Source organism: Hymenobacter antarcticus (assembly GCF_039539545.1).
Taxonomy (GTDB): Bacteria; Bacteroidota; Bacteroidia; order Cytophagales; family Hymenobacteraceae; genus Hymenobacter; species Hymenobacter antarcticus.
Genome location: NZ_BAABDI010000004.1, coordinates 142,745 through 157,246 on the forward strand (window position 1 = coordinate 142,745; position 14,502 = coordinate 157,246).

General features: G+C 62.9%; 10 protein-coding genes. 4 read left to right on the plus strand and 6 right to left on the minus strand.

The annotated features are described in order from the left end of the window. Nucleotides 1-75: 75 nt before the first annotated feature. Entirely contained in the window at nucleotides 76-540 is a 465-nt protein-coding gene (locus ABD819_RS05055) for a porin (RefSeq protein WP_345121671.1), read from the minus strand. A 30-nt stretch (nucleotides 541-570) separates the two neighbouring features. After that, the gene (locus tag ABD819_RS05060) at nucleotides 571-1,284 is read right to left on the minus strand and encodes a porin (RefSeq protein ID WP_345121673.1); all 714 of its coding nucleotides are present in this window, start codon (nucleotides 1,282-1,284) and stop codon (nucleotides 571-573) included. A gap of 122 nt (nucleotides 1,285-1,406) precedes the next feature. Between ABD819_RS05060 and ABD819_RS05065 the strand changes: the two genes are divergently transcribed. After that, nucleotides 1,407-1,604, plus strand: coding sequence for a hypothetical protein (locus ABD819_RS05065; protein ID WP_345121675.1), 198 nt, complete (start codon nucleotides 1,407-1,409; stop codon nucleotides 1,602-1,604). Nucleotides 1,605-1,644: 40 nt separating this feature from the next. On the opposite strand, the gene ABD819_RS05070 is transcribed toward ABD819_RS05065, so the two are convergent. The 3 genes from ABD819_RS05070 to ABD819_RS05080 all read right to left on the minus strand — a co-directional run bounded on the left by ABD819_RS05070 (nucleotide 1,645) and on the right by ABD819_RS05080 (nucleotide 8,594). Then, nucleotides 1,645-4,473, minus strand: coding sequence for an alpha/beta hydrolase family protein (locus ABD819_RS05070; protein ID WP_345121677.1), 2,829 nt, complete (start codon nucleotides 4,471-4,473; stop codon nucleotides 1,645-1,647). A gap of 696 nt (nucleotides 4,474-5,169) precedes the next feature. Continuing rightward, the gene (locus ABD819_RS05075) at nucleotides 5,170-7,701 is read right to left on the minus strand and encodes an ABC transporter permease (protein WP_345121679.1); all 2,532 of its coding nucleotides are present in this window, start codon (nucleotides 7,699-7,701) and stop codon (nucleotides 5,170-5,172) included. 215 nt (nucleotides 7,702-7,916) lie between these two features. Beyond that, on the minus strand, nucleotides 7,917-8,594 hold the full coding sequence (locus ABD819_RS05080) for an ABC transporter ATP-binding protein (RefSeq protein WP_345121681.1): 678 nt from the start codon (nucleotides 8,592-8,594) through the stop codon (nucleotides 7,917-7,919). A 299-nt stretch (nucleotides 8,595-8,893) separates the two neighbouring features. Here ABD819_RS05080 and ABD819_RS05085 point away from each other — a divergent pair, with 299 nt between their 5' ends. Next, complete coding sequence (locus tag ABD819_RS05085; protein WP_345121682.1) at nucleotides 8,894-9,580, plus strand: arylesterase; 687 nt, start codon at nucleotides 8,894-8,896, stop codon at nucleotides 9,578-9,580. Nucleotides 9,581-9,735: 155 nt separating this feature from the next. Here ABD819_RS05085 and ABD819_RS05090 read toward each other — a convergent pair whose 3' ends face one another. Beyond that, nucleotides 9,736-9,963 (minus strand): hypothetical protein, encoded by a 228-nt coding sequence (locus ABD819_RS05090; protein WP_345121684.1) that lies wholly within the window; start codon nucleotides 9,961-9,963, stop codon nucleotides 9,736-9,738. A gap of 105 nt (nucleotides 9,964-10,068) precedes the next feature. Here ABD819_RS05090 and murI point away from each other — a divergent pair, with 105 nt between their 5' ends. Both murI and ABD819_RS05100 read left to right on the plus strand, forming a co-directional pair. After that, nucleotides 10,069-10,923 carry a glutamate racemase gene (murI, locus tag ABD819_RS05095; protein ID WP_345121686.1) on the plus strand — a complete coding sequence of 285 codons (855 nt, stop codon included), beginning with the start codon at nucleotides 10,069-10,071 and terminating at the stop codon, nucleotides 10,921-10,923. A gap of 174 nt (nucleotides 10,924-11,097) precedes the next feature. Then, nucleotides 11,098-14,127 (plus strand): beta strand repeat-containing protein, encoded by a 3,030-nt coding sequence (locus ABD819_RS05100; protein WP_345121688.1) that lies wholly within the window; start codon nucleotides 11,098-11,100, stop codon nucleotides 14,125-14,127. Nucleotides 14,128-14,502 lie beyond the last annotated feature (375 nt).

The following is a 14,502-nucleotide window of genomic DNA, read 5'->3' on the forward strand; positions in this document are numbered from 1 at the left end:
GTAGCTTCCCAAGCTCCTCCAGCTGCCCCCGACACTGCCCGTCGCGGCGGTTGCGAAGGCCCGTTGCGCCGCTGTTTAAAAATTAAGCTGCGCTTGCAGCCGCAACAGGCCGCCGCGCTGCCGGTTGTCGGGCCGCTGGAAGTCCTCGAAGCGGCGCGAGGACAGTGTGTACATGGCCACGAACTCGAAGCTGTTGAGCGGCTGCCACTCCACGCCCAGCTCGGCTTCGCGCACGGAGTGGCTGCGGGCGTCGCGCTCGTGCTTTTTGCCACCTTCGTAAAATTGGGCGCGCACAAACGGGTAGAACTGCTGCTTCTGGTAGCGCAGCCGATAGTTGAGCAGCACGTAGCCGCCGTGGAGGCGTCGGGTTTCGATGCTGTCGGTGCGGGGGTTGAATTCCTGGCCCCGGCCCACGTTGTACTCGGCCTGCACCCCGAACGGCTGCGGGTAGAGCACCAGCGTGGCGGCCACGCGCTGGTCGGGGTAGCGCAAGTCGGGGCGGTGCTTTACGTTGGCCGTCAGCTGGTCCCGGGCCACCACGAACTCACCGCTGTAGGCTTGCAGAGCAGGCTATATGATGTGCCGGCCCAGCAGCAGCGGGTAGCTGAAGCGGGCCACCACGTGCTGCTGGTTGTTGAGCTCGGCGCGGTTGGCCGTTTGGCCATTGAACACCCCGAGGCCCAGCACGCCGTAGTCGCCCGAGCCCTTCAGGCCCTCTTTTACCAAACGGGCAAAGCGCTGGCGTACGGCAGTGGGTGCCCAGTAGAAAAACGCACCCAAATCCCGCTCGTTGGAAAAAGCACTGTTTAGGGCGTCGGCCCGGTCAAGGGGCAGCCGGTTTTGGCTCGACTGCATGTTCTCGAATCCGAAGGGAATTTTGCTCTGGCCCAGTCGAATGCGGTATTGGCTGGTTTTGTCGAGCCCCACGTCGAAATAGGCGTCGCGCAGCTGGCCGAAATTCAGCGACGTGCTGCCGCTGGGGGCGCTCGCAAAATCGGGCTGAATGTAGAAATATACCCGCTCGTGCAGCTGTCCGAAGAAGATGATGCGTACCCGGCGCAGCGAGATGCCGCCGTTGTTGCCCCACGACCGGTCGCACTGCTCACAGCTCAGGTCCGGGTTGGTTTCTAGCAGGCGGTTGTAGCGCGCCTGCACGTACCCGCGGATGGCAAAGGTTTCAAACCAGGCCTTGGCCGGGGCGGGTGCCCGGGCCGACGAGTCGGAGGGTTGACTATGAGCAGCACTGGCTATCAGGACCAGGATGATGATTAACAGATTTCTCATTTATTGACCGCGCTGCCTCAACCAGGCCCGCACATTTTTACCAAAAGTTTACCGCTGTGTGAGGACAATATTACGCCTCCCTCCCCCAGCCCATTGCTAGTCCCGGCACCAGTGCCGGGACCGTGGCCCTGCGCACGCCCATAGTTTGCCAGGCCCGCAACGACGCCGGGTTCCGCAAAGATGAAATCCACGCCACCACCGGCCCACAGCTGATGCGCGACGTGGCCAGCGATACGCATTTTGTGGCCCGCGGCTGCACCGTGCGCATGGCCCCGGCAGCAGGTTGGTCGCCGCAGCTTCCGCAACGTCGCCCGTCGTAACAGCAGCACCCGCTGAGCTTTTGCTCAACGCCAGTACCGCTTACAACCCGCTGCCCTTCGGCACCTCCAACCCCCAGTTCCGGCCTTTCTCCACGGCGGGCACGCCGCGTTCCAGCCACACGGGGGCGGGTGCGCCTTTCAGGTAGTGGTCGAAGAACTGCAGCTCGCGAATCGAAATGTCCTTGCGGTTTTCGCGCTTCACCAGGTTGTGGGCCTCGCCGTTGTATTGCAGCAGCCACACGGGCTTGCCCAGGCGGCGCAGGTCGGTGAACATTTCGATGCCCTGGTACCACGGCACGGCCCCGTCGGCATCGTTCGACATGATGACCACGGGAGTCTGCACCTTGGGCAGCTGGAATAGCGGCGAGTTGCGGATGTAGAGGTCGGGCTTTTCCCAGAGCGTGCCGCCGATGCGGCTCTGGGTGCGCTCGTACTGGAACTGCCGGCTCATGCCCGATTCCCAGCGGATGCCGCCGTAGGCCGAGGTCATGTTCACGACCGGCGCGCCCGCCCAGGCGGCGGCGTACATGTTGGTCTGGGTGATGAGATAGGCCACCTGGTAGCCGCCCCAGCTCTGGCCCTGAATGCCAATGTGCGCGGCATCAACCCAGCTGTTTTTCTTCAGCTCCTCCACGCCGGAGTTGATGAATTCCACGGCCGATGGGCCGGGCTCGCCGATGGTGTAGCTGATATCGGGCGTGAACACCAGGTAGCCGTTGCTGGCAAACAGGGCAATGTCGAGCTTCGAGGGCGACGGCGCGGGTGCCTGGTACCGGTAGATGCCGTCCGACAGCTTTTCGTAGAAATACGCCACCATCGGGTATTTCTTGTTTGGGTCGAAATTTTCGGGCTTATACAGCACGCCCGTGGCCGGGTAGCCTTTTGGGGTGGTCCAGTGCACCAGCTCGGCCGTGAACCAGTTGTAATCCCGCTGCTGGGCGTTGATGGCGCTGAGCGTAGTTTCCTTTTTAAAGTCGCTGCTCACGTACACGTCGGCCGGCTGGCTCACGCTGGACTTGGTGTAGACGAAGTTGCGGGCGTTTTTGGCCTGGGCAAGGTTCGAGTAGCTCATGGGGGCCATCACCACCAGCTCCGGGCTTTTGGTGCTGGCAATGCCTTTTCGGTAGTAGCCCCAGGTTTTGTCCACCTCGTTCTGCACCTGCAGCAGCAGCTCGTCTTTGGGCTCGATGAACTTCTGTTTATCCACCGGAATGCGGTAGCGGAACTTCAATTTGTTTTTGCGCCCCACCCCAGTGGTGAAATTCACGGCCACGCCGGTTTTGGGGTTGATTTTCCAGATATCGTACCGGTCGTAAATCAGCACGGCCTCGTCGTTTTTCGTCCAGGCGGCCACGCCGTAGGGCTCGGGGTCGGTGGGCGAGTCGTTTTCTTCGTCGGTGAAGGACACGCCCGCTTTTTGGGTCAGGTTAACGGTTTGGCGCGTGGCCACCGCGAAGGCAAACCAAGCCTTGGCCGCGTCGTCGTACCACACGGCGTAGTCGCCGTGCGGCGAAATCTGGAAGCGGCTTTTAGCGGCCCTGGGATTGATGGCAATTCGGTCGCCGGTGCGCGTCGAAACCAAATAGGCTTGCTTGCGGGTGCTGCCTTCCCACTGCATCGAAATCCGCTTGGCGGTGTCCGTCACGGCCAGCACGTATTCGGCGTTGGTATTCTCGGCCAGGTAGGAATCGCGCAGGTATTCGTCTTCGAGCTGAATGAATTTGTTGGCCTGTTTGGGGTAAATCACCGCCTGGTAATTCCGCTGCAGGTCCTTCTTCAGCGTTTTGAGCTGCATGGGCTGCAGGTAGTCGTCCTTGTAGTTCCAGATGTCGAGCTTGGCGTGCTCAAAGTCCACCAGCGTCGTGTCCTGCGGAATGGGGTCGGGCGCGGTGCCGAAAAACAGCTTCTCGCCGTTTTCACTAAACACGATTTTGCCAAAGCCATTCGGCGACCAGCCCGTTTTCAGGACCTTGTCGCCGGGCCGCACCAGGATGGCCGCGCTGTCGGCCCCGAAGTCGGAATAATACAGGCTGAACGGCTTCACCAGCGTTTTTTCGGCGTGCTTCTCGGCGGTGAAGGCCAGCTGCCGGCCCGCGTCGTCAAACGCCAGGTTCTTGTACACGCCCTTGCCCGTGCTCAGCGTTTTGAGGCTGCCCGCGGCTAAATCGAACGCGAACAAGCCCGATTGGACGTCTTTGCTGGTCTTCGGGGCCAGCACGGCAAACGCCGTCCTGTTGCCCAGCTTGCTTAGCTGATACTCGGTCACCGCGGCGAATTCGCGCGCTTTGCCGGTTAGCAGGTTCAGTACGGTGAGGGGTGCCCCGGCTTTGTTGGCCTCCAGCAGGCCGTCGGTAAGCTTCTTCAGCGTATCGGCCGGGGCCTTGGCTTTGGTGTCCTTCACCAGCGGCTTGGTGCCCAGGAAGGCCAGCACCGACGCCTTCTCGGCCAGCTGAAACGACTTCACGTTGGCGTATTTGGTGAGCTTGCCGGTTTCCAGGGCGTAGATGCCCAGCGAATCCTTGGGCATGTCGTCGGGCTTTTTCTTCTTGATTCTGGCCTGGCGCACCAGCTGGTAGGGCGGCTTGATGGGGAACACCACGAAGCGCGAATCAGCCGAGAACACGGCCGAGTCGCCGCGGCTAATCTGGGCCAGCGGGCGGTTGGCGGCCGTTTTGATGTGCAGTGTGCCATCGCCCTGCTGGGGTTTCACCTGAAACAGCACGTACTTGCCGTTGCTGCTTATTTTCTGGTTCGCAACGCTTTCCCAACTATCGTACACCGAGTGGTCCAGCGGTTTTTTGGCGACTTGCTGCGCCACTGCGGGGTGCAGGCAAACGAAGCAGGCGAGGAGCAGCAGGAGTTTGGGCATGGGTATAATGGGATTATTCCCAAATATACTCCGCCCGTGGGCTCGCTTCCCGCCCCACACCAAGCCGTTCGGCAGTTGCCGGGCAGTGAGTCCATGCCAGTCTTAACCCGCCGGGGCAAGGGTAAAGCACGAGTGGTTGAGCGTAGCGGCAGCCCGACCCGAAACGGGTGCAGAACCACGTACTCCAACAGAATGCCGGCATCGGTCACCGGCCCGCCCCACTCGTGGGCATGGTAGGCGCGGGTGAACTCGTCGTGGCTGAGCTGCGGGCCGGGCATCATGCCGTAAAGCAAGCCAAGCCGCCGCAGATTCCACCTAAATGGACGTGTCGGCCCGCCGTCTTAACCCGATGTTTGAACCATCTCCAGGCGGAGCGCGGCGCAGGTAAGGTCAGATGAAAGCTTTTAGCGGACCGTAATTCCAGCCAAACAATTATCTCGCAGCAGGTCGTCCCCGATGCGGATTGTTTGTAATGCGACTCACCGAACCCAGTGGGGCGGTCACACGCGAGTTGATGAGTTCCTGCCGCAGCTGCAGCAAGTGGGCCTGGCGCTCGGCCTGTTTACGCGCAACGTACGCTTGGTACGCCTGTTCGAAAGCTGTATTCATGCTGAAATGTAGGAATAAATAATAAATATTCGGTGAATTTTTATTATTTATTTTCGCCAACCCGCCTGCGACCGCCTAGAATGCAGTTTATCCTTCGGCGCGCAATACTTCCAGCGGCGAGCGGCGTAGCACGTCGCGGCTATTGAGCAGGCCGATGCCCGCCGTGAGGGCCGTGACCAGCGCCGCCAGACCCAGCAGCGGCAGCACCGCCGGCCCGAAGCTGGCCTCGAACACCCACACCGCCAGCGCCCAGGCCGCCAGCACCGCCAGCCCGATGCCTGCCAGCGCCGCCAGCAGCCCCAGCAGGCCGTATTCGACCAGCGTGATGCGCAGGATTTGGGCCCGGCTGGCCCCCAGCGTGCGCAGCAGCACGCTTTCGCGCACCCGCTGGTAGCGACTGATGACGACCGAGCTGCTCAGGACCAGCAGCCCGGTGAGGATGCTGAACCCGGCCATGAAGCGGATGACGAAGGAGATTTTATCGACGATGTCGTTCAGCGTGTTCAGAATCAGGCCCAGGTCGATGGCCGACACGTTGGGGAACTGCCGCACGAGCTGTTGCTCCACCGCGGCCAGCGCTGCCGCGCTGCCCGTGCGCGTGAGCACCACCTCAAACTGCGGGGCCTGCTCCAGCACTCCGGCCGGGAAAATCACCAGGAAGCTGGGCTGCACCCGGCTGCGGTCAATTTCCCGCGTACCGCCAATGATGGTGCGCATGGGCGCGCCCTGCACGTTGAAATCGAGTGTGTCGCCGAGGCTGAGCTTGACGCGCTCCAGGTAGCCGCTCTCCACCGAGATGCGCGGAATTTTATCGGGGCCAATGATGGGCGGGGTGCCGGAAGTAAGCTTTTCGGAGGAGTTCAGCGAGTCGCGGTAGGTCACGCGGTACTCGCGGGTGAGGGCCCAGGCGGGAATGCCCCGGGCCGTATCCTTCTTGATGATGGAAACCGACGTGCCGTTGATAGCCGTCAGGCGCATGGTCACGATGGGCACGCGCTGGAGCACGGGCAGCTTTTGGGCCGTCAGTAGCGCCTCCACGCCGGCGCGCTGCTCGGGCTGAATATCAAACAGCACCAGGTTGGCCGCTGATTTCTGCCCGGCAATCTGTACCCGGCCCAGCAGCATAGCCTGGGTGAGGAAAAGCGTGGCCAGCAAAAAAGTGCCCAGCCCGATGGACGTCACCAGGGTCAGCGTCTGGTTTTGGGGCCGATACAGATTCGCCAGGCCCTGCCGCCACACGTAGCCCCAGCCGGCCGGGAAAAAGCGCCGGACAGCCGACATCAGCAGGCGGCCCAGGCCGGCCAGCGCCGCGAACGCCGCCAGCAGCCCCGCCCCGAAGCCCAGGGTAAGTTTCCAGTCGCGGGTTTGCCCGTAGGCGAAAGCCAGAATGAACAGCCCAATCACGCCAATCACCACGCCCCGCAGCGGGTCGGGCGCGGCCGTGTCGTCCTCAAACGCCGTGCGCAGCACCCGCAGCGGCGACACCCGCCGGATGCTCAGCAGCGGCAGCAGCGCGAAGAGCACCGCCATCAACAGGCCCGTGACCAGGCCCGTGGCAATGGCCGCCCACGACACGCTCACGGTAATATCCACCGGCAGGAAATCGCCCAGTACCCGCGGGAGCAGCCCTTGCACGGCCGCCCCCAGGCCCGCGCCCAGCACCGCGCCCACCAGCCCGAGGCCGGCCGTTTGAATCAGATAAATAAGCAGCGCCTGCTTCCCGCTGGCTCCCAGGCAGCGCAGCACAGCCACGGCGGCCAGCTTTTCGCGCACGTAGAGGTTCACGGCGCTGGCCACGCCCACACAGCCCAGCAGCAGCGCCACAAAGGCCACCAGGCTGAGGTAGCGGGTGAGGTCGGCGAAGGCGCGGCCGGTGCTTTGCTGGCGGCTGGCCACGGTATCGGTGTCGATGTCGGCCGCGTCGAGGCGGGCCTGCAGGGGCTTGATTAGGGCCGCCACGCTGGTGCCCGGCGCAAACTGGTAGCTGCGGGTGTATTTCACGCGGCTGCCGCGCTGCACCAGGCCGGTGGCCGTGACCTGGCCCAGCGGCAAAAACACCGTGGGCGCGACCGCCGTGGTGATGCCCGACTGCCCCGGCGTCTTCAGCACCCGCCCGATGATGGGCAGCGTGACCTGCCCTACCTGCACCGAATCGCCGATTTTGGCCCCGAACTGCACTAGCAGCGCATCGTCAACCAGCGCGCCGGGAGCAGCGGTGGTATCGGCGAAGCGTTGGGCGGCAGCTTTGGGTTCCGTGTCCCAATCGCCGTAGAAAAAGCCGCCATCCCGCGCCCGCACCTGGGCCAGCCGCGTGCCCCGGCCCGGCCGGAACTGCACCAGCGAGGCAAAGGAAACTTCCCGCGTCCGGGTCGTGCCAAGCCGACGCAGCGCGGGCTCCAGCTTGGGCTCGAAGGGTTGGTTGGCGCTCAGCACCAGGTCGGCCCCGAGCAATTCCCGTGCCTGCTCGCTGATGCTGCGGGCCAGGTTGTCGCCAAAGGAATTGATGCCCACCAGCGCCGCGATGCCCAGAATAATGCTGGCCATAAAGAGCAGCAGCCGCGCCCGGCTGCGGCGGCTGTCGCGCCACGCCATACGGAAAAGCCAGGAGGTGTCATTCATTGTTGGGACGATGTTAGGCGGATGACTCCCCTCCTTGGTAAGGAGGGGATGTTTCAGCAAAGCTGAAACGGGGGTGGTTGAATCGTTGGACGATACCCGAACGAATGTTTGCACGAACCAGCAGCGAGCCGTTCAACGCCACCCTGCGGTGCCACCACCCCAGCCGGCGCTGCGCGTCGGCATCCCCTCCTTGGTAAGGAGGGGAGTAAGTTTTATCAGCTCAGCACTGCCTCCACCACCTTGCCGCCGCGTAGCCGCAACGTGCGCTGCGTCTTGGCGGCCAGCTCCAAATCGTGCGTCACCAGCACCAAAGTGGTTCCAGCTTCCCGATTCAATTCAAATAATAAATTCACCACCCGCTCGGCGGTGTCGGGGTCGAGGTTGCCGGTGGGCTCGTCGGCGAAGAGCACGGCGGGGCGGTTGGCGAAGGCGCGGGCCAGGCTCACGCGCTGCTGCTCGCCGCCCGAGAGCTGGGCGGGGTAGTGCCCGGCGCGGGCGGCCAGGCCCACGCGGCCGAGCAGCTCCAGGGCGGTTTTGGTGGCGCCGCGCTGGCCGCGCAGCTCCAGCGGTACCAGCACGTTTTCGAGGGCCGTGAGGGTAGGCAAGAGCTGAAAATTTTGGAAGATGAAGCCGACGTGCTGGTTGCGCACGGCGGCGCGCTCGTCCTCGTTCAGGTTGTCGAGTTGAATGTTATTGAGCCACACGCTGCCCGAAGTGGCTCGGTCCAAGCCGGCGCAGAGGCCTAACAGCGTGGTTTTGCCCGAGCCCGAGGGGCCGACGATGGCGAAGGTGTCGCCAGCCTGGAGGTCGAAGCTGACGGCGTGTAGCACCGTGAGCGGCTCGCCGGCGCTAACGTAGGTTTTGGTGAGGTTATCGACGCGGAGGATGGACATGTAATAGGGTAGGAGGGGATGGGGGTAGGAGGGTAGGAATGTATGGGCAAGAAGAACGTCATGCTGAGCTTGTCGAAGCATCTCTACCGCTTCGTTGGAACGGCTTGAACGAAGCGGTAGAGATGCTTCGACAAGTTCAGCATGACGTTCTTAATTGTAAAACGAGCGTGGGCATCACATTATGGCAGCTATTGGCGTACGCTCGCTTCACAACCGCGCCGCCGCCCGTTCGTTACCTAAGACGTTGAAACCGGCGGCATGTTTTCCGGCTTTACGGTTTCGTGCCTCAAACACTGCTTATGAAATTCCTGCATTTGCCCTTCGCCGCCCTGCTGGGCCTGGCCCTCACCGCCTGCAATTCCGGCCCCACGGCCGAGCCGCCGGTTGCTTCACAAACGCCCGCCACGCAAGCGCCAGCCGCCGCAAAAGTGACGAGCAAGCGCCTGCTTTTTTTCGGCAACAGCCTCACGGCCGGCTATGGCGTGGAGCCGGAGCAAGCCTTTCCCGCGCTGATTGGCGATAAAATAGACTCCCTCAAACTGGGCTATGAGGTGATAAACGCCGGCCTGAGCGGCGAAACCACCGCCGGCGGCCGCAGCCGCGTGGGCTGGATATTGCGCCAGCCGGTAGACGTATTCGTGCTGGAGCTGGGTGGCAACGACGGCCTGCGCGGCCTGCCCCTCACGGCTACCCGCGCCAACCTGCAAGGCATCATCGACACGGTGCGGCGGCGCAGTCCCAAGGCCCAAATCGTGCTGGCCGGCATGCAGATTCCGCCCAATCTCGGCCAAGCCTACGCCCGTGATTTCAAAGCCGTTTACCAGGAAATCGCCACTAAAAACAAGCTGGTGCTGATTCCCTTCCTGCTCGAAGGCGTGGGCGGCGACCGGAAGCTGAATCAGCCCGATGGCATTCACCCCACGCCCACCGGGCACCGCATAGTGGCCCGCACGGTGTGGGCGGTGTTGCAGCCGGTGCTGAAGTAGGGTGGTTTAGGGTGGTTTAGGGTGGTTTAGGGTAGGAGGGTAGGAGGGTAGGAGGGTAGGAGGGTAGGAGGGTAAGAGGGTAGGACAAACTCACATTCCCTCTTACCCTCCTACCCGCTTACCCGCTTACCCTCTTACCCTCACATTCTTCTGCCCTAAATCACCCGCACCACGTCCACGTTCACTTCGTCGCGCAACAGCTCCAGGTTGCGGTAGGTGCGGGGGCGGCCGTCGTCGGTGCTGAGGTCGGGCAGGGCATCGCGGGCGGCATCGAGGGTGAGCTGGGTGAGCTTGCGCTCGCCGAGGTAGATGGCCACGGGCCGGCCCCGGCGGGCGTCGTGCGTGGCCAGCGCCTGGTCAATCTCAGTTAAAATAGTGCTCATGGATGGGGAGCGAGCTTGGTGGGGGCGGAAATATAGCGAGGGTTTTCAGGAAACAGGAAATTGAATATATAAACGGCAGCCGCGCACCCGGCCTACCTTTGCCGCATGACTACTGCTGTTGCTTCCGAGGCCGCTGGTGCGGCCGCGGCCCTGGCCGCCCGGCCCATTGGCATGTTCGACTCCGGCATTGGCGGCCTCACGGTGGCGCGGGCCGTGGCCCGGCGCTTGCCCCACGAGCGCATCGTGTACTTCGGCGATACCGCCCATCTGCCCTACGGCGACAAAAGCGCGGCCGCCATCCAGGCCTATTCCGTCAAGATTTGCGACCTGCTGCTGCGCCAGAACTGCAAGCTGATTATGATTGCCTGCAACTCGGCCTCGGCCGCCGCCTACGAGCTGGTGCGCGAGTACGTGGGCAGCAAAGCGCGGGTATTGAACGTGATTGACCCCATTGTAGCGCACCTGGGCCGGGCGTATGCGGGGCGCCGCGTGGGCCTCATCGGCACGAAGCAAACCGTGAATTCCAACGTGTATAAGAAGAAAGTCGACAACCTCGACGCCGCCGTGGAGTTGCACTCCCTGGCCACCCCGCTGCTGGTACCGATGATTGAGGAAGGCTTTTTCAAAAATTCCATCAGCGACGACATTATTGGTGCTTACCTGAGCAACGCTGCTCTGGCCGATATCGACGCGCTGGTGCTGGCCTGCACGCACTACCCGCTCATCAAGGAGCAGATTGCGCGCTTCTACGCCGGTCAGGTCGACGTGCTCGATGCCTCTGACGTGGTAGCGGCCGATGCCGAAGCCTACCTGGCGGCCCACGGGCTGCTGGCTCCGGCTTCGGCCACGCCGCCGGCGCACCATTTCTACGTGTCCGATTTCACCCGCTCATTTGAGGAAAGCACGCGGCTATTCTTCGAGCAGGAAGTCCATCTGGAGCACTACCCGCTCTGGGAGTAAGGTGACGCTTTGGAATCACTGGCGAACCGACAAGTGGGCGCGCCAAGGCAAGGTCATAAATCCGTAACCTGCCGAGTGGGGGCAGGCCGCTATCTTTGAGGCATGTTTGGGCAGTTGACTGCATTTCGAAAATTCACTTTTTAAACCTTCCTCTTTTACTCTTTTTCCCTTCATATGAAGCACTTTTTCACGACGCGGTTGCTGGCTTGTCTGGCAACGCTACTGCTGCTCCTACCCCTGATGGGGCAGGCGCAGAACCTAACCCAGGCCGATTTCACCGGCGTCATCGTGCCGCAGTACACCAGCAGCGGCACGGCCACGCGGGTGCCGGTGCTGTTCCGGGCCACGGTCAGCAACCTCACCCCCAACACGCTCTACCGCTACTTCAACCAGGCCGGTATCAGCACCGACTTGGGTACGGCCAACTCGGGTGCTGGCAACCCCCTGCTCATCACCCCCGGCGCTACGCCCGCCGCCACTGCTTACGCTTACACCAGCACGGCCAGCCTGACCACCGCCGGCAACTACGGCACGTTCACCACCAGCGCCACCGGTACGTACACCGGCTGGTTTGGCTTTCTGAACACCGGTAATGCCCGCTTCACAGCCGGCAATACCGTGTATGCCACCATCGTGCTAGCCCCCGATGCCACGCCCACGGTAATCGAGAAGCGCCTGGCCCTCGACCAGACCCTGACCGCGCTGGCCCTCGGCACCGGCACCACCGCCACCGATGCTACCGGCTTTAAAGGCAGCTCGTCGGCCACCCCGAAAAACCTGGTGGCCGTGTACGACAACGTGGCCGGCACCGGCCGCCCCCTGGGCCTGACCGTAGTGGAAGCCATTGCCGCTACCGGTGCTGCCGTAGCCAGCGTGCCGGCCTACTACACCACTGCTGCCGGCGACTGGAATACCCTTATCCCCAACGTATTGCCCAGCGGTGTGCGCCGCGTAGAGCAGCGTTCGGTGGTTGACGGTACTTTGGTCGGCTGCGCCTCCGATGCCGACGGCATCTGGCCCAGCGGCGCAAATACGGTGAACCCCGTAACGGGCCTCACCGCCGTAGTGCTCACCGCCACCGATGCCCCGCTGAACACCAGCGCCTGCGGCACCGCGCCCACCGCTACCATCACCGCCACGCCCGCCAGCCTCACCGCTTTCTCCACGGTAGTGGGCACGCCTTCGGCTACCCAGACCGTGACCGTGGGCGGAACTACCCTTACCGCTGGCCTGGTGGTGACGGCCCCGGCCGGCTACGAAGTTTCGCTGAGCGCCACCACGGGCTTCGCCGCTTCGGTGACCGTAGCCCAGACGGGCGGTGCCGCCGCCAGCACGCCCGTATATGTTCGTTTGGCTGGCACCACTGCCGGCCCTTTCACTGGCAACGTGACCGTGGCCAGCACCGGCGCTACCACCCAGAACGTGGCCGTGACCGGCACCGTGACCACGGCCGCCACCCCCGTGCCCACCATCACGAGCTTCACGCCCACCAGCGGCCCGGTGGGTACTACCGTAACCGTAACGGGTACGGACTTCACCGGCGCAACCGGCGCTACGCTCAACGGCCTGGCCGTAACTAACTTCATGGTGATGGGCGCTACTTCGGTGATGTTTGATGTGCCTACCGGCGCTACCAGCGGTACTATCACCGTGACCACCCCCGGCGGCACGGCCACGAGCACCGGCACCTTCACGGTATCAGCTCCGGTGGTAATCCCCACCATTACGTCCCTCACGCCCAGCGCCCAGGTGGCGGGCGGTGCGGCCGTTACCCTCACCATCGCGGGTACGGGCTTCACGCCGGCTTCCACGGTGAGCTTCAACGGCGTGAGCTACGCCCAGACCAGCAGTACGGCAACGTCGCTGGTAGTTACCATCCCGGCCAGCGCCGTGGCCACGGCCGGCAATTACGCCGTGACCGTGACGAACACGGCCGGCACGTCGAACATCAACACCTTCACGGTGAGCAACCCGAGCACGGCCGGCGCTTATGAGAACTTCGAAACCGGCACCAAGACCAGCTACGCCGCGGCTTCCGTCACGCTCGCCAGCGGTGCCTGGACGTTCTCGGATGCTCTCATCGGCACCACGTTCTCCGACCGTTTCAACGGCCTGAAATCGGCTCGTATCCGCGCCGGCTTCATCCGCATGGATTTCGATAAAACCACCGGTGCCGGCACGGTTATCGTGAACGCGGCCCTGTACGGCATTGACACGGGTGCTTCGTTCATCCTCGAAAAATCGACCGATGGCGGCGTAACCTTCACCACCGTACCCGGTGCCCCCGCTACGCTCACCAACACGCTCACGCCCTACACCTTCACGGTGAACCAGGCTGGCAACGTGCGTTTCCGTATCACCAACACGCTGGCTACCACGGTGCGCATCAGCATTGATGACATTTCCATCTCGAACTTCACGGCCCCGGCCAACCCGGTGCCGACCATCACCAGCATCACGCCGAACACGGCCGTAGTAGGCTCCACTCCAACGGTAACGGTTACCGGCACGGGCTTCACCGCTGCTTCGGTAGTGAACGTAGACGGTGCGCCCATCCCCAGCACCTTCGTTTCGGCTACGCAGCTGACGGGTACGGTACCGGCCGGCGCTCCGGCCGGCACCTACAGCGTGACGGTATTTAACCCCACCCCCGGCGGTGGTACTTCCAACGCCGTGACGTTCACCCTGACCAACCCTGTGCCCACCATCACCAGCTTCACGCCTACCTCGGGCGGCCCCGGTACCACGGTGACCGTCACGGGCACCAACCTGCTCGGTGCCACGGCTATCCGCATCGGTACGTTCAACGTGCCGAACTATACGGTGGTATCGGCTACCAGCATCACGTTCGTAGTGCCCAACGGCACGGGCAGCATCAGCGGTACCATCGCGGTGGTAACGCCCGGCGGCACGGCCACCAGCGCCACGCCTTTCAACCTGGTGTCGGCCACGCTGGCTACCCAGGCCCTGCCCGGCCTCACGGTGTTCCCGAACCCGGCTACTGACCGCATCACGGTTGTGCTGCCGTCGGTGGCTACCGCTACGGTAGCCCTGCGCGACCTGACCGGCCGCATCGTGCTGGCCCCCGCAACCCTCGCGGCCAACCACGAGGTGCGCCTGCCCGCCAGCCTGGCGGCCGGTGTGTACCTGCTCGAGGTTCGTCAGGGCTCGGTAACGGCCGTGCGCCGCGTCGAGAAAAACTAGTCGAACTCCGGTTTGCAAAAAAGGAGGCTTCTGCTATGGCAGGGGCCTCTTTTTTTGTGGCTATTAAGTTACTTGATTATTGAGTTATCAGAATGATATAGAGATGCATACCTTTCGTATTGACCTTCACGGCAAGTGGTTGATGCGTGGACGGCATCTACCGCATTTTGGGTAGGTCTTAGGTTAGGTCGTGGGGTAGTTGGGTCGGAACTTTGGTAGTGGCTAATAACGGCCCTGCCTGTCGTTGAGCGGCCCTAAAAGTGGGCTTCCGATATACAGTAGAGAACCAAGGAGCAGGATTTTACCCTGCCACCTGTTTCCGACTGCTTATCTGGCAATGAGCAAGTGTTTCACCCACGGTTACCGCTTAGTTAG